General features: G+C 45.2%; 13 protein-coding genes and 1 riboswitch. Of the genes, 5 read left to right on the top strand and 8 right to left on the bottom strand.

Annotated elements, in window-relative coordinates; translation table 11 throughout:
* Positions 1 to 65: 65 nt before the first annotated feature.
* Positions 66 to 1763: an NAD+ synthase gene (locus tag ACLD6A_RS02005; protein WP_410313430.1), complete on the bottom strand. Its 1698-nt coding sequence runs from the start codon at positions 1761 to 1763 to the stop codon at positions 66 to 68.
* Between the two features lie 258 nt (positions 1764 to 2021).
* On the opposite strand from ACLD6A_RS02005, the gene ACLD6A_RS02010 reads away from it, so the two are divergent.
* The 4 genes from ACLD6A_RS02010 to thiC all read left to right on the top strand — a co-directional run bounded on the left by ACLD6A_RS02010 (position 2022) and on the right by thiC (position 7370).
* Positions 2022 to 2855, top strand: coding sequence for a MetQ/NlpA family ABC transporter substrate-binding protein (locus tag ACLD6A_RS02010; protein WP_410313431.1), 834 nt, complete (start codon positions 2022 to 2024; stop codon positions 2853 to 2855).
* A gap of 155 nt (positions 2856 to 3010) precedes the next feature.
* The gene (locus ACLD6A_RS02015) at positions 3011 to 3811 is read left to right on the top strand and encodes a methionine ABC transporter ATP-binding protein (RefSeq protein ID WP_410313432.1); all 801 of its coding nucleotides are present in this window, start codon (positions 3011 to 3013) and stop codon (positions 3809 to 3811) included.
* Between the two features lies 1 nt (position 3812).
* A complete protein-coding gene (locus ACLD6A_RS02020) occupies positions 3813 to 4493 on the top strand; it encodes a methionine ABC transporter permease (RefSeq protein ID WP_004135189.1) in 681 nt (226 codons plus the stop codon).
* Positions 4494 to 4611: 118 nt separating this feature from the next.
* Positions 4612 to 4715: riboswitch (TPP riboswitch) on the top strand.
* Entirely contained in the window at positions 4713 to 7370 is a 2658-nt protein-coding gene (gene thiC / locus ACLD6A_RS02025) for a phosphomethylpyrimidine synthase ThiC (protein ID WP_410313433.1), read from the top strand. (Overlaps the previous riboswitch by 3 nt.)
* A gap of 225 nt (positions 7371 to 7595) precedes the next feature.
* On the opposite strand, the gene ACLD6A_RS02030 is transcribed toward thiC, so the two are convergent.
* The 7 genes from ACLD6A_RS02030 to hrcA all read right to left on the bottom strand — a co-directional run bounded on the left by ACLD6A_RS02030 (position 7596) and on the right by hrcA (position 19633).
* Positions 7596 to 8132 (bottom strand): peptidylprolyl isomerase, encoded by a 537-nt coding sequence (locus ACLD6A_RS02030; RefSeq protein WP_410296124.1) that lies wholly within the window; start codon positions 8130 to 8132, stop codon positions 7596 to 7598.
* A 192-nt stretch (positions 8133 to 8324) separates the two neighbouring features.
* Positions 8325 to 14249 (bottom strand): sugar-binding protein, encoded by a 5925-nt coding sequence (locus tag ACLD6A_RS02035; RefSeq protein ID WP_410313612.1) that lies wholly within the window; start codon positions 14247 to 14249, stop codon positions 8325 to 8327.
* A gap of 277 nt (positions 14250 to 14526) precedes the next feature.
* Positions 14527 to 15357 (bottom strand): inositol monophosphatase family protein, encoded by an 831-nt coding sequence (locus ACLD6A_RS02040; protein WP_004137393.1) that lies wholly within the window; start codon positions 15355 to 15357, stop codon positions 14527 to 14529.
* 251 nt (positions 15358 to 15608) lie between these two features.
* Positions 15609 to 16283: a phosphoserine phosphatase SerB gene (serB, locus tag ACLD6A_RS02045; RefSeq protein ID WP_410313434.1), complete on the bottom strand. Its 675-nt coding sequence runs from the start codon at positions 16281 to 16283 to the stop codon at positions 15609 to 15611.
* Between the two features lie 17 nt (positions 16284 to 16300).
* Positions 16301 to 17287, bottom strand: coding sequence for a methionyl-tRNA formyltransferase (gene fmt / locus ACLD6A_RS02050; protein ID WP_410313435.1), 987 nt, complete (start codon positions 17285 to 17287; stop codon positions 16301 to 16303).
* A gap of 107 nt (positions 17288 to 17394) precedes the next feature.
* Positions 17395 to 18546, bottom strand: coding sequence for a molecular chaperone DnaJ (gene dnaJ, locus ACLD6A_RS02055; RefSeq protein ID WP_410313436.1), 1152 nt, complete (start codon positions 18544 to 18546; stop codon positions 17395 to 17397).
* A gap of 70 nt (positions 18547 to 18616) precedes the next feature.
* Positions 18617 to 19633, bottom strand: a complete 1017-nt coding sequence (gene hrcA / locus ACLD6A_RS02060; protein WP_410313613.1) for a heat-inducible transcriptional repressor HrcA — start codon at positions 19631 to 19633, stop codon at positions 18617 to 18619.
* Positions 19634 to 19960: 327 nt separating this feature from the next.
* Between hrcA and tkt the strand changes: the two genes are divergently transcribed.
* Positions 19961 to 22060, top strand: coding sequence for a transketolase (gene tkt / locus ACLD6A_RS02065; RefSeq protein WP_019261077.1), 2100 nt, complete (start codon positions 19961 to 19963; stop codon positions 22058 to 22060).
* The last annotated feature ends 14 nt before the right edge of the window (positions 22061 to 22074 follow it).

Consider the following 22074-nt stretch of genomic DNA (forward strand, 5'->3'; position numbering starts at 1 on the left):
ATTAAGGCATACGTAGAAAAGTGCGCGAGGAGTTTTGCAAGAAATCTAGTGAGATATGTCACATTTTATTCGCGAAAAGCGGTTGTAACAGGCATTCTGCGATCCCTACCAAAAGCAATAGCGCTTACTTTTGGACCCAACGGATACTGCCTGCGCTTCCATTCGGCTCGATCTACCAAACGCATAACCGTATCTACAGTATGAGAGTCAAAACCGTCGGCAAGCAAATCAGCCCTTCCGTGAGCATGCTCAATATGAGCTTGTAAAACACGGTCAAGAAGCTCATATTCAGGCAAAGAATCGGAATCTTTTTGCCCCGGACGAAGCTCCGCACTAGGCGGTTTAACAATAGAGTTTACTGGAATCAATATGCCGTCTTTAGGAGCTTGCACCTTTTTAGCATCCTCAAAACCAACAATTTTTAACATTCCAACGCCTACTCCAGCTTTAGCTGCACGATTGCGCCAGCGAGAAAGCGCCCAAACACGCGTTTTTAGCAAATCTTTAATAGGAGCATACCCTCCTACCGCATCTCCATAAATTGTTGAATATCCGCAAGCAAGCTCTGATTTATTACCAGTTGCGAGCGCCAACACTCCTAGAGAATTTGAGTAAGCCATTACGATTACTCCACGAACGCGAGCCTGCAAGTTTTCTGCAGCAACACCTTGCAAATCAAGCTGAGACTGAAAAGCCTTAAAAATAGGCTCAATCGGCTGCACATCGTAGCAAGCACCAATGCGATTTGCTAAATCGCACGCATCATCCTTAGAGCCGTCAGAAGAATACATGCTCGGCATGGAAATTCCGTGAACATTTTCGCCGCCACACGCGTCCGCAGCCATAGTTGCAACTAAAGCTGAATCAATGCCGCCAGAAAGACCTAAGCACACGCCTTTAAAACCGTTTTTACGCATGTAGTCGCGAAGACCCAGAACGCAAGCGCTGTAAACTTCTTCGTCCGAATCTAGTTTTGGAGCAATACTAGAAGTTTTTTGAGAAGAAAGCGAAGTGTCAAAATCAATAAAAGACAAGTCTTCAGCAAACATTGGCGAGCGCTCAAGCAAAGTTCCGTCAGCATCAACAACAAAACTTCCGCCGTCAAAAACTAAATCGTCTTGACCACCAACCTGATTCACGTACACAACTGGAGCATGAACTTCCTCAGCACGCTTTTTAGCCAAGTTCAAGCGCACATGAGTTTTACCTTCCTCGTAAGGAGAGCCGTTCATTGTTATAAGAGCATCAATACCAAGTTCTGCCAAGCGAGCAACAGGTCCGCCATCTTGCCAAATGTCTTCACAAATAGCAAAGCCAAGACGCATATTATTAATCTGCAAAATTTCGCACTTATTTCCGGAAGAGAAAATACGAAACTCGTCAAAAACGCCGTAATTTGGCAAAAAATGCTTATCGTACTGAAGCACTGATTCGCCTTTGTGAAGAACAAGTAGACGGTTACGAGGCTTTCCGGCAGACTCGTCGAAACCAACAGTGCCAACCACTACGTAAAGCTCACCCAAGCCTTCTTCCGAAAGTTTTTTAGCAAGAGACTCTGCAGCTTTTTGCGCGACCGCACGGAAAGTTCCTCTTAAAGCAAGATCTTCAATCGGATATCCGGTTAATGTCATTTCTGGAAACACAACCATATTCGCACCATTATTTGCGGCGCAAGTTGCGTATTTCACCACTTTTTCAACATTGCTATCAATATTTCCAACGCAGGTATCTATCTGCGCTAATGCCAATCGCAAAAAACTCATATTTACTAGTTTAATAGCATGCGTTACGCAATTAAGCGACGTGTTGAAAAACTTATTTTTCCCCAGCCATGCCGTAAGCATGCGGATTAGTAACACGTCATAAATATTACTAATAAGCAAATTGTAGAATTCTTGATTTTTCTGGCCTATATTGAGAACTCGTTACTCGCGAAGGGGAGAAACGTAAAAACAAAATAAAAAAAAAACAAACAACAAACACAACAAACAAACAGGTAAACAAACCAAGGAGAAGAAAATATGCGCAGGATTAAAGTTATTGCATCACTCACAGCACTCGCAGCACTCGCAACTTTTGCTTTAAGCGGATGCGGAAGCACTAAAGGCGCAAACGGCGATGATAAGACAATTACCATAGCAGCAACGCCAACCCCACATGCGGAAATTCTTAACAATGTTGTGAAACCAGTTTTGAAAAAAGAAGGTTACAAGCTTGTTGTTAAGGAATTCACCGACTACGTTCAGCCAAATGCTGCAACCGAAGAAGGTGAAGTTGACGCAAACTACTACCAGCATCTTCCATACTTGGACAACTACAATAAGGAAAAGGGCTCGCACCTGATTTCAATTGCAGGAATCCATTTTGAGCCATTTGGACTTTACCCGGGAAAGACAAAAACCATTAAGGATTTGGCTAACGGCGCTACTATTGCAGTTCCAAACGATCCTTCTAATGAAGCTCGCGCACTTCTGCTTCTTCAGGATGCCGGCTTGATTAAGTTGAAGAATCCAAAGGATGTAAAATCAACAGTTAACGACATTACGAGCAATCCTAAGAATTTGAAGTTCAAGGAGCTTGACCCGTCTGCAGTTCCAACAGCTATTAAGGATGTTGATCTTGCTGCAATGAACGGAAACTACGCTATTCAGGCTGGTTTTAACCCAACTAAGGATCCTCTTACTTCCGAAAAAGTTGGTGGCATTGCCGCTAAAACTTACGAAAACATTATTGTTGTAAAGAAGGGTTCAGAAAAGCTGGCTAAGATTAAAGCCTTGATTAAAGCTTTGAAAACAAGTGCAGTTCGCGATTATATTAATAAGAACTATAAGGGCGCTGTGCTTCCAGTTTTCTAAAGAATAAAAAGTAGCCACATACTGCCACAAGGCGTGTGCTTTGCGGCAGTATTTTTAGTATTTTTTAGTTTGTAATATACGTAGTGTAGATATTTTAGTTAAGTATTGAACTTACCTAAAGTATCCTAAGAATAATAAGCTGTTAGGGAATAAGCATGATTCAGATTGAACATCTTCATAAAAGCTACGGAAAAGGTAGCGAAGCGCATGAAGCATTGCACGATATTAATCTCACCATTGAATCTGGCGAAGTATTCGGAATACTTGGCTCTTCTGGTGCCGGTAAATCTTCATTAGTGCGCTGCATGAATCTGCTTGAGAGGCCAACTTCCGGAAAAGTTATAATTGACGGCAACGATATTAGCGAAGTAAAAGATAAAGAGCTTGCTAAAGTTCGCGCGAATATTGGAATGATTTTCCAAAACTTTAGTCTTTTCCAGCAGCGAACAGTATTACGAAACGTAACTTTTCCGCTTGAACTAAATCACACTCCAAAAAAAGAACGTGAAGAGCGCGCACACTATTTGCTTGACTTAGTTGGCTTGCAAAATCTTGCAGACCGCTACCCTAGCCAGCTTTCCGGCGGGCAACAGCAGCGCGTAGCAATCGCTCGAGCCTTGGCAAATAATCCTTCGATTATGCTTTGCGACGAAGCTACAAGCGCACTCGACTCCACTACAACAGCTCAAATACTTGACTTATTGCGCCGAATTAACCGCGAGCTTAACGTGACGCTCGTTATTATTACGCACTCGTTGGCAGTTGCTAGAAATATTTGCGACCGTGTGGCAATGATTGACGGCGGAAATATTGTGGAATTAGGAGATACTGCAGAGCTTTTCGCAAATCCACAAAGCGATATTTTGCGCACGCTTATTGCAGACGACAAAGTAGAAAATCATAGAAATAAGAAGAGTTTTACCGAAAACTACACACTTGCAAGCGAGGTGAAGTAAAATGCTTGAAACTGTTACACAATTTATTGACAACTACGGCGATTTACTAATTGAAGGCGTGCAAGATACTTTAGTAATGACTTCTGTTGCAACACTTTTAGCTTATGCAATTGGTCTTCCAATTGGTGTGCTGCTTATTATTTCGGACAAAAAAGGCATTTGCCCAAACGCAACTTTAAGCGCTGTTATTGGCTGGATAGTTAATATTGTGCGCTCAGTTCCGTTTATTATTCTTCTTGTTGCTTTAATTCCGTTCACTCGCCTACTTGTTGGCACATCTCTTGGCGTTCCAGGCGCTATTGTGCCGCTTGTTATTACGGCAGCTCCGTTTGTGGCGCGAATTGTTGAACAGTCTTTGGCAGAAGTTGACGGAAGCTTAATTGAGGCTGCGCAAAGCTTTGGAGCAAGCAAGCTTCAAATTGTGTGCAAAGTGCTGCTTTGGGAAGCTTTGCCTTCGCTTATTCGCGGCGCTGCTCTTACATTCATAACGCTTTTTGGTTTTAGCGCAATGGCTGGAACAGTTGGAGCTGGCGGACTTGGAGATATTGCAATACGCTACGGCTACCAGCGCTACCAGTACGATGTTATGACGGTTGCTGTGGTTCTTTGCATTATTCTTGTGCAGATTGTGCAAAGCTTGGGAGATTTTATTTCACGCACTATAAATCACCACGAGCGCTAAAAATTTAAAACTCTAACTTTTAAAACTAAGGCATGTTGTGAAAACTTTACAAGAACGAAGTCTTCGCAACATGCCTTTAATAAAAAGTGCATGTAATCGTGTAAAATGGCTGATAATTCGACATTTGCAGGGGTGCTTTCTTTTAGAAGGCTGAGATAGGCAAAACCTAACCCTTCGAACCTGTTTAGTTAATACAACGTAGGGAGCAACGATTTTAGTATGACCTCGAATTATCCATACGCATCAATGCGTGATCAGTTCAATCTCACCGCCTGCTTTATTGCAGACCCAAAAGCTTGTAATAATCGTCCGCTTACCGATATTGTTGATGATGCTTTGCGCGCAGGAGCAACGTTGATTCGTTTGCACGCAAACAATGAAAGCGCAAAAGAAATCACAACTATTGCTCGAGATATTGCGCAAATTATTGAAGACAATAACAAGTGTGATTCAGTAACTTTTGTTATTGACGAGCGAGTTGATGTTGCTTGGCAGGCTAGAAATCAAAGCATTAAAGTTGACGGCGTTCACTTAGCTCAAAGCGACATGGAACCTCGAGAAGCGCGCGCTTTGCTTGGCGAGGATGCTGTTATTGGTTTAACAGTTGAAACAGAAAGCTTAGTTAAGGTTATTAACGAGCTTCCAGATGGTTGCATTGACTACATTTGCGTAACAGCAATGCGAAACCCAGAAGAAGGGCAAGAAAACTCTACTGCCTCTTACGAATTGGAAGCAAATCACACAACGCTGGACGAAGCAAAAATTAATACGATTTGCTCCGCAAGCGATTTCCCTGTTCTTGTTGGCGGAAAAACTCAGCTTGAAGACGTATCTATGATTGCTCGCACAAAAGCTGCAGGCTTCTTCGTTACAGAACCGATTTATGCTTCGCAAACTCCAGAATCAACAATGCATGATTTTGTTGAAAGCTGGAAGTCGGTTCGCCGAGAAAGCAAGCACGGCTACGCTAAGCGCGTAATTTCTGCAGAAAATAAGGAAGAAAAGTCTGCAGAAACTGCAGAAAAGAAACCAACTTTTATTAACGCTAAAGAAGCAAAAGAAGCAGCAAAGTTAGCTAAGCAGCAGCGTGTAGATATTGCGTCACGCGGATGCACTCAGCGAGACAAGGCTCATATTCGTAAAACTACTCCAGTTCATTTTGAATACGAGTACGGTTCTTACGATTTGGAAGTTCCATACACTGAGATTAAGCTTTCGGATACTCCTGGCGTTGGCCCTAATCCGCCTTTTAAGGATTACAATACTGAAGGTCCAAAGTGCGATCCTAAGGAAGGCTTGGCTCCGCTTCGCCTTGACTGGATTCGCGACCGTGGTGACGTTGTGGAATATGAGGGTCGCAGGCGCAATCTTCAAGACGACGGAAAGCGCGCAATTAAACGCGGTAAGGCTTCTAAAGAATGGCGTGGTCGCACGCATAAGCCAATGAAGGGCGCGGATCATCCGATTACGCAAATGTGGTACGCTCGCCACGGAATCGTAACCCCAGAAATGCAGTATGTTGCAACTCGCGAAAATTGCGACGTAGAGCTTGTTCGCTCCGAACTTGCAGCCGGACGTGCTGTAATTCCTTGCAATATTAACCACCCTGAGGCAGAGCCTATGATTATTGGTTCTCGCTTCTTAACTAAGCTCAACGCAAACATGGGCAATTCTGCCGTAACTTCTTCTATTGACGAAGAAGTTGAAAAGCTTACGTGGGCAACGAAGTGGGGTGCGGATACCGTTATGGATCTTTCCACCGGTAACGATATTCACACCACGCGCGAATGGATTTTGCGCAACTCCCCTGTGCCGATCGGCACTGTGCCAATGTACCAGGCTTTGGAAAAGGTTGAGGATGACGCTTCTAAGCTAAGCTGGGAACTTTTCCGCGACACTGTTATTGAGCAGTGCGAGCAGGGCGTTGACTACATGACTATTCACGCTGGCGTGCTTCTTCGCTACGTGCCGCTTACTGCAAACCGCGTAACCGGCATTGTTTCTCGAGGCGGCTCGATTATGGCTGAATGGTGCTTGCAGCATCATCAGGAAAGCTTCTTGTACACGCACTTTGAAGAATTGTGCGAGATTTTTGCAAAGTACGATGTTGCATTCTCTTTGGGTGACGGCTTGCGCCCAGGTAGCTTGGCTGATGCAAACGATGCGGCTCAGCTTTCCGAACTTATGACGCTTGGCGAGCTTACTAAGATCGCTTGGCAGCATGATGTACAAGTTATGATTGAAGGCCCTGGCCACGTGCCATTCGATACTGTGCGCATGAATATTGAAATGGAGAAGGCGATTTGCCAGAATGCTCCATTCTATACGCTTGGTCCTTTGACTACCGACACTGCCCCAGGATACGATCACATTACTTCCGCGATTGGTGGCGTAGAAATTGCGCGCTACGGCACGGCAATGCTTTGCTACGTAACCCCTAAGGAACATTTGGGATTGCCTAACAAGGACGACGTGAAGCAGGGCGTAATTGCGTACAAGATCGCTTGCCATGCGGCTGATCTTGCTAAGCATCATCCACATGCTATGGATCGCGACAACGCTATTAGTAAGGCTCGTTTTGAGTTCCGCTGGTTGGATCAGTTCAACTTAAGCTACGATCCAGATACCGCAATCGCCTTCCACGACGATACGCTTCCTGCAGAACCAGCAAAAATGGCGCATTTCTGCTCGATGTGCGGACCAAAGTTCTGCTCGATGGCTATTTCGCAAAATATTCGTAAGCGCTTTGGTGGAGCTGCACAGCAGGAGCAGCTTGTTGAAGAAGCTCGAAACCAAGCTATTGCTGACGGCATGAAAGAGATGAGCAAGAAGTTCCAGGAATCTGGCTCGTCGCTTTACCAAAGTGTTAAAGAATAAGCTATAGTAAGCGCGAACTTAAGCGCTGTAGGCGAAGCTTGTGTGAGCTTACAGCGCACGAATTACTTTTTAAAGTAATGAATAAAATACTTACAATGGATAATGCATAACAGAAGAAGGTTGAACAACCGAAGCGAGTTTTATAGCTAGGTTTTGCAAGGAATCTTGCAGGGCTTAACTATAAAGCTCGCTTTTTTATTGCTGATTTATTTACCAGCTTAAGCTTCACAAAACTTCAACAGAAATAATGCCAACAGGCTCAAGAGGAGCATCAGAGCGATCGGTTGCTACAGACTCGAGCTTATTAACAACAGACTTCGACTCGTCGTCCGCAACTTCGCCGAAAATCGTATGATGACCGTCAAGCCATGGAGTTGGAACGGTTGTGATGAAGAACTGCGAGCCGTTAGTGCCATGCAAACGACCGTCACGACCGCGGCGCTTTCCAGCATTTGCCATAGCGAGCAAATAAGGCTTGTTGAACTTCAAGGATGCGTCAATTTCATCGTCAAACTCGTAGCCAGGTCCGCCAGTTCCGTTACCAAGTGGGCAGCCACCCTGAATCATAAATTCCTTAATAATGCGGTGGAAAGTTAAACCATCGTAAAATGGCTCATGCGAAGGTTCTCCACTGAATGGGTCAAGCCACTCGCGCTCACCGGTAGCTAAGCCAACGAAATTTTTGACGGTTTCAGGCGCTTTGGTATCAAACAGGTTGATTTTAATATCGCCTTCAGAAGTATGCATAATAACTGTAGTCATGTGGCAATTCTCCCATATTTTCGTGACTGTTTCAATTCGTGTTAAATAAAAATATTCGCATACGAAAATGCCCCACTTCGCGGAGTGAAGAAAGATGCGAAGTGGGGCAAGTATTTATTTATTTATTTATTTATTTATTGTCTGGCAAAGCAGCAAGGCTTTACATGCTTTGCAGGCTTTGCAGCCTATCGCCTAGTTGTTGCTGTGGCGAGAAACACCGCGGCGCTTGCTCACGAAGAACGCAGCACCAGCCGCAGCAACAGTAGCAAGCAAGCCAATCACAGACACGTTGCTACCAGTCTTACTAAGCTGAGACACACCACGCTTCAACACCTGAGCGCGCACAGAAGCACGCACCTGAGCCGCATGAGCCTTAGCAGACGCCAAAGCCTTACGAGCAGCAGAAAGCTTCTGAGCTGCAGCATCCACCTGAGCCTGAGTTGCGTTAGGATCAGCCGCAACCTTCTTAGCTTCAGCCAGAGCAGAGTCCAAAGCCGCCTGAGCTTGAGCCACTTGAGCATCAGCCTGCTTCACAGCCGGCGAATTTTCAACCGCAGCATTCACAGCAGCAGAATTTGCGCCATTAGCAGCATTATTGTTGGCGTTAGCAGCGTTGGCGTTTGCGTTGCCAGCATTGTTGTTACCAGCGTTGTTGTTGCCAGCTCCAGCATTACCAGGCTGAGAATCAGCTTCAGCACTATCAATCTGAACGTTCAACTCGCCCTTATCCACAGTAGTAGGGGCATTATCATTCACACCAAAGCCAGAATCCTCATGACCACCAGGAACAGGAGTTGGAAGCGGGCTTGGAGTTGGCTTCAAATCATTCTCAGCCTTCTTCAAATCCTCAGCAGCCTGATTCACCTGATCCTGAGTTGCATTCGGATCCTTATTCACTTCGTTAGCGTGATCCAAAGCGTGATCATAAGCCTGCTTCTTATCCGAAGGAGCATTATTGTACTCATCCGAATTATGAACATCGCTACCATTGTCAATGCCCTGCTGCAAGTGAGACTTATCAACAGAAGGCGTTGGAGTTGGGGTTGGAGTTGGCTCGATTGGTTTCTTGCCTTTAAGAGCCTCTTCAGCTGCCTTAAGCTTTGCAAGAGCCTTATCCAAAGCCTTCTGCTTATTCTCCTTGGTGTCAAGATGATCATCTGTGCCAGCCTGCTTCTTACCGGTCAGCTTATCGATAAGATCCTTAGCCTCTTGAAGAGCCGTATTATAGTTATTCTGCTTTTCTTGAGAATCATACTTATACGCATCGGAAGAAGTAGTTGCAGATTCTTTATCAATCTCCTTTTGCAAATCAGTTGTGTCAACACCATCCAAAGCAAGGCGAGCCTTCACAAGCTTGTCAAGTGCAGCATCGATTTCTTTCTGTTCAGCGGCTTCTTTATCTGCAGTAGAAGTATCAGCAGTCTTGGCAGCATTCAAAACCGTTTGAGCCTCACCCAACACTTTATCAAACTCATCCTTCTTAGCCTTAGAAGACGTGTTGTAAACAGCATTGCCCGGGGTCTTAGGTTCAGTTTCGCTTGGCTTGAACTTCTTATCAGATTCAATCTCCTTGCTTAGAGCATCAGTCTTAAGACCAGCGCTCTTGGCATCAGGATCAATAGCGCGCATTGCTTTAAGAAGGTCGTTGTACAAAGTATTGACTTCAGCAGCACCCTTAGCATCGCCCTTATCAGGTGTGGTCAGAGTTGTTGCATCTTTAAGATAATTATCGAAATCATCCTTCTGCTTCTTTTCATCAGGCTTTGTAGAGTCAAGTTTAGAATACTTGCCACCTTGCTCATTCTTAAAGTCGTTGGCTTTCTTCTTAAGCTCTTCAAGACGAGCCATAGCATTATCGGTGTTTGCAGCGTTGGCAAGCGCATCGTCAATGTCGTCAGAAGTTGTTCCGTCAGCGTTCTTGTGATCAGAAGCATCAGTATCTTCAATAATCCTCTTGAAAGCTTCCTTCTGAGCATTGTTCAAATGCTCGAAGTTGTCAATAGCTTTAAGAGCAGCTTCGATCTTCTTGTGCTTCTTAGCCTGATTGACAATTGCCTCAGGATCACCCTTATGAGTAGAGTGGTCAATCAGATCCTTATACTTGTCTTTTTCCTCTTTAGACAAGCCAGGAATCTTATCGATCTCGCCCTTAGCGTCATTCTTCTCTTTCTCGAAAGCTTTAGCATCAGGATCGTTGGTGTTGCCAGTCGTATCGCGCTTAGGCGTATTCTTCTTGATGTCTCCATTCGCAGCCTCAATCTTAGTATCTACGCCATCAACAGCAGCCTTGATTTGAGAAGGCTTTGTTGCACTGTTAACAGTGTTCTTAGCATCATCGATTGCTTTAGTTGCAGCATCGTATGAAGTTTTAGCGTTCGCTTGCTGTTCAGGAGTCAATGCATTATATGCCGCAACAAGCTCTGCTTTCTTAGCTTCAAGCTTCGCAATACCAGCATTCTTGGCATTCTGCTCGTTAACCGCATTAGCACGCTTAGCAGCATTTAGAGCATCGCGGATTTCAGATGCAGATGCAGGATTTGCTTTCAGCTTATCAGCCAAAGTCTTAAGCGCAGAATCTTCTGCAGGCTTAGTGCCAAGCAACTCGTTGAGAGCAGCGTCCTCATTGTGGTTTGGATCAGACGAATCATCTTTTCCACCCTTACCGTGATCAAGGAAGTAAAGCTGTGCTTCTTTAGCTTCCTTCTTAGCGGTATTAAGCTCACTGAGCTTCTTAGCTTCATCAACAACGCTATTCACGCCATTATCTCCATCAATGCTGTTTGCTTTATCGACCTTAGTCTTAAGAGCATTCTTTTCATCAGTAGACAAATTAGGAAGGTTGTCGATAGCTTTCTTGGCAGCTTCTTTAGCGGCATCAAGCTCGTGCTGCTTCTTTTCGTCGCCACCGCCCTTATTGTTGTTGATGATTCTCTGAACCTCAGGATCAGTGTTATTCTTATTCTTTTTACCCTGTTCTTTAGCCTCATTCAGAATCTTTTGAATACTAGGCTGATCCTTAGCATCCTCAATCTGCTTCTTGTATGCCTTCTTCTGCTCAGGAGTCAAGTTTGGATTACGATCAATAATCTCCTCCGCCTGCTTCTTGAGCTTATCGAGGTCTTCAGCTGATGGAGTTGGCGCAGGAGCTGCCTTCTTCTTGTAGAGCTTATCTTTAGATACCGTGAACAGAACAGTATCGCCATTCTTAAAGTCAGCACTCGCGCTGTCATCATTATTCATGCTCACAGTAGTAATGCCATACGTTGCAGAATCTGACTTAAGCTCCAAGCAGGAAGTACCTGCCTTTGGAGTCCAACCCTTACCTGTTAGAGTTGCAGTGTTTGGAGCAAGGAAGGTAAGATTATCAATCTTATTAGCTTCAGTTGCTTTACTATCGTCGTAATTTGCATGCAAGAATTGCTTAACTGCAGCTTGGAAATCATCGTCAGTCGGTGATGCCGTTGGATTATCAACCCCGTACGGATTTGTATTGTACTTATACACAGACTTTGTGGCATCGGTAAGCTTGCGAATAAGCTCACGAAGCTGCTTCTCATTCATGCCATTGATGGTACCGTCATTCAAGTTTGAAGGGTTATCAATACCAGCTTTAGCAAAATCAGAGTCTTTAAGACCCTCACCTTTGCGCTTTGCCAAAAGTTCCTTAGCTTGCTTCTTTAGATTGTCAAGCGTGTTGTCTTGATGCTGTGCACCGCTCTTTTTAACATACAAATCTTTAGCTTCGATGGTAAACAACGTCCCTTGCATACCAGCAGACCAACCTTCATCTTCCATCCACTGGTGACCATTCACTTGGATGTCATTACCAATCAGCTGTATAGATTTTACAGGTTGAGTATTAGCTGTGCCATCCCAAGCTCCCATATTCACAGTACCTTGCTTTGGAGTCCAGGTTGTTTTAACATTAACGCTTTCAGTGACATTAGCTAGTTCATCATCAGATACGTTATTGTAATTGTCTTTTACAAATTGCTTTAGTGCCTTTACAGCTTCTTGATGAGTTGGGGTTTCCCCATCAATCTCCGTCTTTGTCACCTTATATGTGAAGGTATTGTCCGGATAATCTGGATCGGTATATTTCTTAGTTTCCGTAGAAGGCGTCTGAGACGTTTGATTATTAGCTTTCTGCTTAAAGAACATGCTCATCGGATAAGTCTTATCGTTGTAGCCGTCTGCTTTAAAAGTGACTGTGCCAGCACCAGTGGAATCGACACCATATTCAACAGTTACACCGCTAACTGCACTACCACTTTCAGCATCCTTTGCATAACCAGCTAACATACTCTTAATACTTGTAAGCTGTGAATTATTAGCTCCAGTAGTTATTTCTTGCTGAGTAGTTTTGAACGGATTGAAGTTTACATCCACAATTCTAGTAGGAGTTACTTTAAACTCTTTCTTAGTTACAGCAGGTTGTGGTGGCTGAGGTGTTGGAGCAGCAGCCTTCTTCTTTAAGAACTGCCATGAAGGAATTGTGCTAGTAGAGCCATCAGCCCAAGTGATAATAGCGTTCTTGAAGTCTTTATCAAAGCTTACAGGAGTTTTGCCGTCCTTTTTAGCTTTAGTATAGACATCCAAGTCGGCGTTTGCTTTATCGAAAGCGTCAGTAACCTGTTTCTTTTCAGTTTCGCTTAAGCTTGAAGGATTTACAACATCAATTGGATCTGGCACAACGTAAGGCGCCCAATCGGAGATTTTTGCGCCCTGATACACCAAAGAAGAATAAGGAACTGTGATTGTAGATCCATCAGTATAAGTAATAGTAAGCGTTTGTTTATCGTTATCAAACTTATAAACATCCGAATCTGTCTTAGAAACTTTGTTCAAAAAGTCTTTGCCTGCATTTTCTTTCTTAAACGCAGCAATAATCGCGTTTTGATCATCAGTGCTTAACTTCTGCGGATTGACAACGCCCATCGGTGCAGGATAGATAGGTGGGAACTTAACGTTGTCTTTTTTCTCTTCTACAACCAGCAAATTACCAGGCATGGTAAGAGTTGTATTGTCTTTGAACTTAAGCGTTGCTGTACCGTCTGCACCAACTGTTATATCAGCATTTCCGTCAAGCAAATCCTTGAAGTGTGGAGTTTGTTCATTGGCCTTATTGATCGCTGCCTTAACTTTGTCTTGTTCTTCAGTAGTCAGTGAGTTAACATTCGCAACAGGGGTCTGTGTTGGATACTGAACCTTCAAATGATCCGCAATCTTTGGAACTCGATGAATCTGACCAGTAGCAATATGCCAGTTACCAGCAAAACGGTAAACGCCAGCAGCAAAACGCAAAGGATGCTCATTGCGCTCTTTCCATGCTTTGTCGGTCAGTTCTGCAACGTAGGTCATTTGATAAAAACGCTTACCTGCAGACTCCCAATCAACGAACATGCTTTGCATACCATTAGTGGCATCATAAAAATCTTTCCAATTGCCTGCGGTATTGCCCGTATTATCGTAACCTTTGTTATCACCGCCATCGATGCCAAGCAGCGTTTTCAAACCATTCATAGAAGCAAGCTTGTGCGGATCGGTAATATAGAAGTTGGAAATGCCCTTCCAATCTTTTGGAGTATCTAAGAACCTAATACTTTTATCTGAATCTTTTTTTACACCAGGAGTAATGTGCTTGCTTCCGCCACTTGTAAGCTCTTCAAAACGTCCATATCTAATATCGTGTACGTTTTGTAAACCTTTAGGAACACCGTACCACCACATTGGACGGAATGCCCATTTATCAAATTGTCCATCTTTATTAAGATTTGCAGTGTACTTTACATGCACATACTTGCCAAGAGGATCTTGCTTTGAAACGTCATCGTTTTCAGCATCTTGTGGATTATTGTAATAATGAACTTCAATTTTAATGCGGTCTTTACTATAATCTGCGTCAGACTTGTAACCGTAGTAAATATTGTTTCCGTCAGGGCTCACATAGCCATCAGCATACGCAGGCGCAGGAGAAACGAATACCCCCCCCCCAAGCACCATAGCGCCGGCAAGCATCGCAGCGCACACACTCTTAGAAAGTGGCGCATAAGACGTACTCTTAGCAGACTTAAGTAAATCAGCGAAACTATTTGCGTTAATATTATTCTTCTTCATCATTTCTTTTACTCCGTTTATTCGACCGAGAGATTTTGCGTATTAAATCAAACTCGGCAAATTAGCGTTTTTCCTATCAATTAGTAATATCATACTGCTAAATCACCGTGCCAACGTTTTAATATGCGTTCAGCACAGCAGATTTTTAGCAATCTGAAACCAGCACAAGGGGTATTTTACTCAAAAATTCATACATTTCAAGCATTTTTATATGTGATTTTTGCTACTTTTAGAGCAAAACTAATATTGCGTTATCCATGCGAAAATTAGTTTACGCTTACTTAAGATACGGCTTTAACTCGTTAATAAGCAAACCGTTAGAAGCAACTACGTCATTTTCGCGTCGCCAATGAACGGGGCTTCCATCCCACTGGCAAACCTGACCCTGCGCCTCTAGCACAACCACAGCTCCAGCAGAAACGGCTGGAATATCCCACTGGTGCAAATGAGGCTCAAAGTAAGCGTCGTAAGTGCCGTCTGCCACCTTGCACAAGTCAAGCGAAGCCGGCCCAATGCGCTTAATATCCGCAGGGCAGCCTTCTTCAACAGAAGCAACTACGTCAAGAGCGCGCTTAGACTCGCCCGGTATATAAGACATTCCGTAGCACACAACAGATCCTTGCAAAGTAGAAGTTGTGGAAGGAGTAATCTTCTCGCGCTTTTCTCCCTGCGGAGTTCTACGAATGCGAATAGCACCCTGGCCCTTTGCAGCCAAATAAGTTAATCCCAATGCAGGAGCGTGCACAACGCCAAGCACAGGGCGAGCGGAACCTTCATCGTTAAACTCAAAAAGCGAAACTGTAAGAGTCCACTCTGCCATGTCTCGGTTGAAATTAATAGCGCCGTCAACGTTTCCAACGCACCAAAAACGATCTCCCGGATTGCAATGCTCCGGCCTAGTGCGCCAAAAACCTTGGAAAGGATTCACGTACGTTAAACGGTTTTGAATAAAGCGCACGAGCTTATCACCAAAACCAGACTCCGACTGCATAGGATCTCCCAATGCAATCGACGTCATATCTTGAGGACTTAATTGATCCTGATACGCGTGCTTACCAACGTCTTCCAAAATACGCGCAACTTCAAGCGCAACTTCTCTTAAATTCAACTTACACTCCCTACCTTCGTGCGCGAATTTCAACTTAAATTCCCGAATCTTCTGCGTTCACGCACACTTTTCTCTCAAAAACTAACTGTTATTTTACTCATCAATAGAAAGATTTACCAACACATTTATGCTCTGTGGATAAAAGCTACAGAACTTTCACAAAAATAATCATTAATCATTAATCTTTAATCATTGCTTCATTATTTTACATTGCTTATGTACATTCATCAACTTTTCGCTCTATAAATGCATTAATTCGCATTCAAAAAACGCAATACAGAGCTTAAATCGCGAGTAAGAATACGATAAGGAGTAGCCGCTTGAACCGCTGGTTTTGCGCAAAAAGCCACGCCTAATCCAGCGAATTTAATCATTGAAATATCGTTCGCCCCATCCCCCACGGCAACAGTTTGCTCGCGTTCAACACCAAGATCACTCGCCCAAGCTCGAAGCGCTTCCACTTTTGCGTTAGCATTAACAATATTTCCTAGAACGTTGCCAGTAAGCTTGCCGTCAATCGCCTCTAAATGGTGAGCCACACAAAAATCAATATTCAAACTCGGCAGCAATTCGTCCAAAATTTCGTGAAAACCGCCAGAAACTTCCCCAACTTTCCAACCGTGCGCATGAAGCGCGTCAATTAAAACATTCGCGCCTTTAGTTACGTGAATTTTGGGAATAATATGCTTTTTGCACTCGTCAATGTTTAGGCCGCGAAGCATCTTCACGCGCAAACGCAAGGAGTCGTCAAAAGTGATTTCGCCACGCATTGCGCGCGCTGTAATCGCAGAAAGCTCATCGCCGCATCCAGCTTCTGCACCGAGTAAATCAATAACTTCTTCCTCAATAAGAGTTGCATCAACATCCATAACCAAAAGCCCCGGCTTGGCTAAAGTTGGCAACAGAGAAGAAAAGTTCATGCTCATAATTTTATGCACAATAATTATGCGCAGTATGCTTCGGCAGAAAGCCTTGCTCCGCGCACCCAATCGGCCGCTTTCATAGCTTTCTTACCTTGCGCTTTTACTTCCAAAAGCTCAAGCGCGCCGCTTAAAGTGCCAACCCAAACTTGCTTTTTGCCGGCAAGCAATTTCCCAGGATCAAGCTTCATCAATTCTTCAGAATGCGGATCGTTAGCGTCTGCAGGCTTTGCGCGCAGAACATGCAAAGTAATCGGATCTGCGTTATTCTCGTCGTCCGCATGAAGCTCGCACCACGCGCCAGGATTTGGCGTGCATGCGCGAATTTGACGATCAACCGCAAAAGCTGGCGCATGAAAATCAATGTGAGCATCTTCAACCGTGATTTTTTGCGCAACTTCTTGAGGAGTCTGATCCTGCTCAACTGGCACGATTTCGCCAGTTTCCATGCCGCGAAGAGATGCTGCAAGAAGAGGCGCGCCGTCGATTGCAAGCCTAGAAAGAAGATCGCCGGAATTTTCGTGAGGCTCAATTTTCGTAGTAAACTGCGCCAAAATAGGGCCGCAATCCATGCCGCGCGTAATGCGAAAAACAGTAGCGCCCGTAATATCATCCCCAGCCCAAATTGCGCGCTGAACAGGAGCTGCACCTCGCCATTGCGGAAGAAGCGAAAAATGAAGATTGTACCAGCCGAGCGGCAACGCGTCTAAAACGTTCTGTCGCAAAATCTTGCCGTATGCCACAACCGCCGCAGCTTTAGCCCCAGTTTCGGCAAGCTTATTAAGGAAGTTAGCTTCGTCTTTACTAGGGTCAATTTCGATTACTGGCAAGCCTAGCTCAAGAGCAGCTTGTTTTACCGGGCTTGGAACGAGCTTTCGGCCGCGACCGGTTGGAGCGTCCGGGCGAGTAATAACAGCGCGAACGTCAAAATGCTCACTATCTTTGGCTAGCTCACGAAGAGACGGAACGGCAACTTCCGGAGTGCCTGCAAACAAAATTGGTAATGCCATATTTCCTCTACTATTTTAATAGACGTAAAAATTCGCCTGCAAAATCATAAACAATCTACCGGCAAAATCAGCCTGCAAAAATTATCCAGCAAAATTATCCAGCAAAATTATCCAGCAAAAGCTTCCTTTAATTTACTAAAGAAGCCTTTTCGCTCACCCGACTGCTCGTCAAGCGAATTTTGCTTAACATGCTTTACGTCACCGTCATGCAAATTAGCAAACTTACTAATAAGCGAACGCTCTTCTGCACTAAGCTTCGTTGGAATCTGAACCAAAACATGAACAATAATATTGCCGCGATCTTTAGAACGAAGCTTCGTAACTCCAAGATTTTCAAGAGTTACAGTGTCGTCGCTCTGACATCCAGCAGGAATTTCAAACTTTTGAGGGCCATCAAAAGTTTCGATTTCAACATCGTGACCAAGCACAGCCCAGCTCATAGGAACAGTAATCCAGCAATGCAAATCGTCGCCATTTCGCGTAAACTGCTTGTCGGCGCGAATGTGAATATCAACATACAAGTCTCCAGCAGGGCCGCCGCACTCGCCAACGCTACCCTGAGAAGCAAGACGCAAACGGCTGCCATCTCGAATACCTGCAGGAACGTTCACACCAACTTCGCGAACCGCGCGCACTCGTCCGCGACCACGGCAATTTTGGCACGGATTTTTAATAATTGTGCCGTGACCTTCGCACTTGTCGCAAGGCATTGAAGAAACCATTTGGCCGAGCATTGTGCGCACAACCTTCTGGCAGAAGCCAGAACCGTGGCATTGATCACACTGTTCAGGAGCAGCATTGTCGGCAGAACCGGAACCGCTGCAATCTTGGCACACTCCAAAAGCAGTTATGCGAACGCTCACATTTCCGCCAAAAATAGCCGTTTTCAAATCAATCTTAGCTTCAGCTAAAGAGTCCTCACCAGGCTGAACCCTAGAAATTGGTCCTTGAGAAGTTCCAAAAGAGCCACCGAAGAACTGGCTGAAAATATCGCCCATGCCCATGTCTGCAAAGCCCGCGCCTGAAGCTCCGGCACTTCCAGCAGAAGGATCGTTAGGGTCGACTCCCATATCTACCATTCGACGCTTTTCTGGATTAGAAAGCACGTCGTAAGCTGCGTTTACTTCCTTAAACTTTTCTTCAAACTCAGCGCCTGCAATATCCGGATGATACTTGCGGCTCATCTTACGGTAGGCTTTGCGAATTTCGTCGTCACTAGCGTTATGGTCAACACCTAAAATCTTGTAGTAGTCAGTCAATTAATTCCCCTTTTACCTTTTCCTAAATTATTTTTGCATAAGGCACAGCCAGCTATAATGCAGCTAATTTTTAAGAATTTTCGGATATAAACGAATTAAGGTATCGCGCAACAGCTTTAACAGCCGTCATCGTTGCCGCATAATCCATGTGAGTAGGGCCGATTGAGCCAATAAACGCGGAATCAGAATCTTCATTGTAGCCGTAAGCGCTTGTTACAACAGAAGCATTAAGCAAGCCCGGAGTGTGCGTTTCTGAGCCGATTGCAACACTAACGCCGCTTTCGCAATCGCTTGCTTCCTCGCTTAGCGAAGTCATAAGTCGCATAATAACAGCCTGCTCTTCAAGCGCGTCAAAAAGAGAAGCAAAATCGCCAATACTTTGCCTATGCGCAAGTTGGGAAGCTCCAGCCATATACAAGTCGTGAGTGTGTTCTCCGTCGTGCATTTCTTTTAAAGCGCTAGAAAGCTGACTAATAATTTGCAAAGCTGACGCTAAATCCTTACGATTTGCGAGAGCATAAACGCGCTTAGAAGCATCTAAAAGAGACGCTCCAACGCAACACTCGTTAACCATATTAACTAAATGCAATAAGTCGTCTGGATTTATGTTAGAAGCTTGAATCATGTGCTGGGCTACGCCTCCAGCGTCTGTAATTACAACAACAAGAAGCATAGAAGACGATACTTGAACAATCTCAATTCTTTTTACTTTTGATTTAGATAATGCTGGAGATGCGACGAGAGCAACTTGACCGGTAATACTTGCAAGAAGACGCGCAGAACGCTGCAAAGTATCTTGCAAACTAACAGATCCGCTTAAAAAGTTTCGTATAGCGCGACGCTGAGGTTCAGAAAGCGGAATAATAGCAGCCATGCCGTCAACAAAATAGCGATACCCCTTTTGGGTAGGAATGCGTCCTGCAGAAGTGTGCGGCTGAACAAGGTAGCCTTCTTCTTCCAAAGCCGACATATCGTTACGAATAGTCGCAGAACTTACTCCAAGCTGGTGATGCTTTGCAAGAGCTGCAGAACCAACAGGCTCTTGAGAACGAATATAATCCTCCACAACTGCGCGCAAAATCATCATGCGTCGTGACTGCATTACCGCTCCTTATAAATAACAAATACGTCTAAATACTATATTTTTAATATTTATATTTCTAATATTTCTAATATTTTTTAGTATTTCTAATATTCTTATAATAGTCTATTTCTTAGCACTCAACAGAGCATAAAAGCAAACTATTAGCAGAACTCAAAAGCAAACTCTCAACAGAACATAAAAGCAAACTTTTGACACACTTTGTAACATATTCGTCGCGCGCGAAAGATAGGATTGAAGGGCAATGAGAGGGTAAAAAGCCAGCGTAAGCTGTGCTTAAAAACCCGGATTATTGGAAGGAAAGTAGATCACATGACCGATTTCAACTGGTCTGCATTAGACGAGCGCGCCGTAAAGATGGCGAAGGTTCTCTCGGCTGATGCTGTTGAGCGAGCAGGACACGGACATCCTGGCTCCCCTGTTTCATTGGCACCAATTGCGTACACCCTGTACCAGCACTTCATTAAGCACGATCCTGCTGACCCAAAGTGGGCCGGCCGCGATCGTTTTATTCTTTCTGGCGGTCACGCTTCGCTTACGCAATATGTGCAGTTGTTCTTCTCTGGTTACGGCTTGACTCTTGACGATCTCAAGTATTTCCGTGGCGGCGCTGACACGCGTACTCCAGGCCACCCAGAGTATGGCTTAACCCCAGGCATTGAAATGACCACCGGCCCACTCGGCCAGGGTCTTGCCTCTGCTGTTGGTTTCGCTTACGGCCAGCGTTTTGAGCGCGGTCTTCTTGACCCAGAAGCTCCAGCCGGCACTTCCCCATTCGATCACAAGGTATGGGTTATCTGCGGCGAAGGCGACGTTGAGGAAGGCGTTTCTTCTGAAGCTGCTTCCTTGGCTGGAAACCAGAAGCTCGGCAATTTGACCGTAATCTTCGATGCAAACCACATTCAGATTGAAGGTGACACTAAGCTCACCTTCTCTGAAGATATTCTTGCTCGTTACCGTGCATACGGTTGGTACACCGATGAAGTTAGCTTCATCCAGCCAGACGGCTCCTACAAGGAAGACGTTCAGGCTTTGGCTGCTGCTATTGAAAAGGCTCAGGAAGTTACCGACAAGCCTCACTTCATTAAGGTTAATACTTTGATTGCTTGGCCAACCCCAGGCAAGACAGACAACGAAGCTTCCCACGGCTCCAAGCTTGGCGAAGAAGCTGTGAAGGGCTTGAAGGAACTTTGCGGTTTCGACCCAGAAGTTTCGTTCCCAATCGACGAAGAAGCTTTGGCTCACGCTCGCAAGGTTGCAGAGCGCGGCTTGGCTGCTCACAAGGCTTGGGATGAAGCTCTTGCAAAGTGGGCTGCCGCTAACCCAGATAAGGCTGCTCTTTACGAGCGTCTTAAGGCTGGCAAGCTTCCAGAAGGCTTCGACAAGGCTATTGACGACTTGGTTGCTGGATTCGAAGTTGGCTCTAAGGTCGCTACCCGTAAGGCTTCCGGCGCAGTTCTTAACGCAATTGCTGCTGTTATGCCAGAACTTTGGGGCGGTTCCGCTGATTTGGGCGGCTCCAACAACACCAACATTAAGGGCGCTGACTCCTTCGGTCCATCCGAAGACGCAACCCGCACTTGGCCAAACGTTTCCGAGCACGGCCGTCAGCTTCACTTCGGTGTGCGCGAGTTCGCAATGGGTGCTATTACCAACGGTATTTTGCTTGGTTCTGACACTCGCCCATTCAACGGCACCTTCTTCCAGTTCTCCGACTACGAGCGCCCAGCAGTTCGCTTGGCTGCTTTGATGGAGATTCCAAACCTCTACGTTTGGACCCACGATTCCGTAGCTTTGGGCGAAGATGGTCCAACTCACCAGCCAATCGAACACTTGGCTGCTTTCCGCGCTATTCCTCAGCTTGAGGTTGTGCGCCCTGCAGACGAGTACGAAACTGCTGAAGCTTACCGCTACTTCTTCGAGAAGAAGAACAACTACCCAACTGCCATGATTTTGACCCGCCAAGGCGTTCCAACCCTCGCTGAGACTGCTGAAAAGGCTCGCGAAGGCGTGAAGCACGGCGCTTACGTTTTGGTTGATTGCGAAGGCACTCCAGACGTAATCATCATGGCAACCGGTTCCGAAGTTCAGTGGGCTGTTGCCGGCGCCAAGACTTTGGCTGCTGAAGGCATTAAGGCTCGCGTTCTTTCCATGCCATCCCTCGAATGGTTCGAAGAGCAGGACGAAGAGTACAAGGAAGCAATCCTTCCAAAGTCCGTCAAGGCTCGCGTTTCCATCGAAGCTGGCTTGGCATTGCCTTGGTACAAGTATCTTGGCGATTGCGGCAAGGCTGTTTCTATTGAACAGTACGGCTTGCAGGGTGACGGCGGTCAGAACATGATCGACTTGGGCATTACTGCTGAGCACGTAGTAGAAGCTGCTAAGGCTTCTATCGAAGAAGCTCGCGCCTAAGATAGCTTGGCAAA

The organism is Gardnerella sp. Marseille-Q9691, assembly GCF_046507715.1.
In the GTDB taxonomy this organism is placed as follows: domain Bacteria; phylum Actinomycetota; class Actinomycetes; order Actinomycetales; family Bifidobacteriaceae; genus Bifidobacterium; species Bifidobacterium greenwoodii.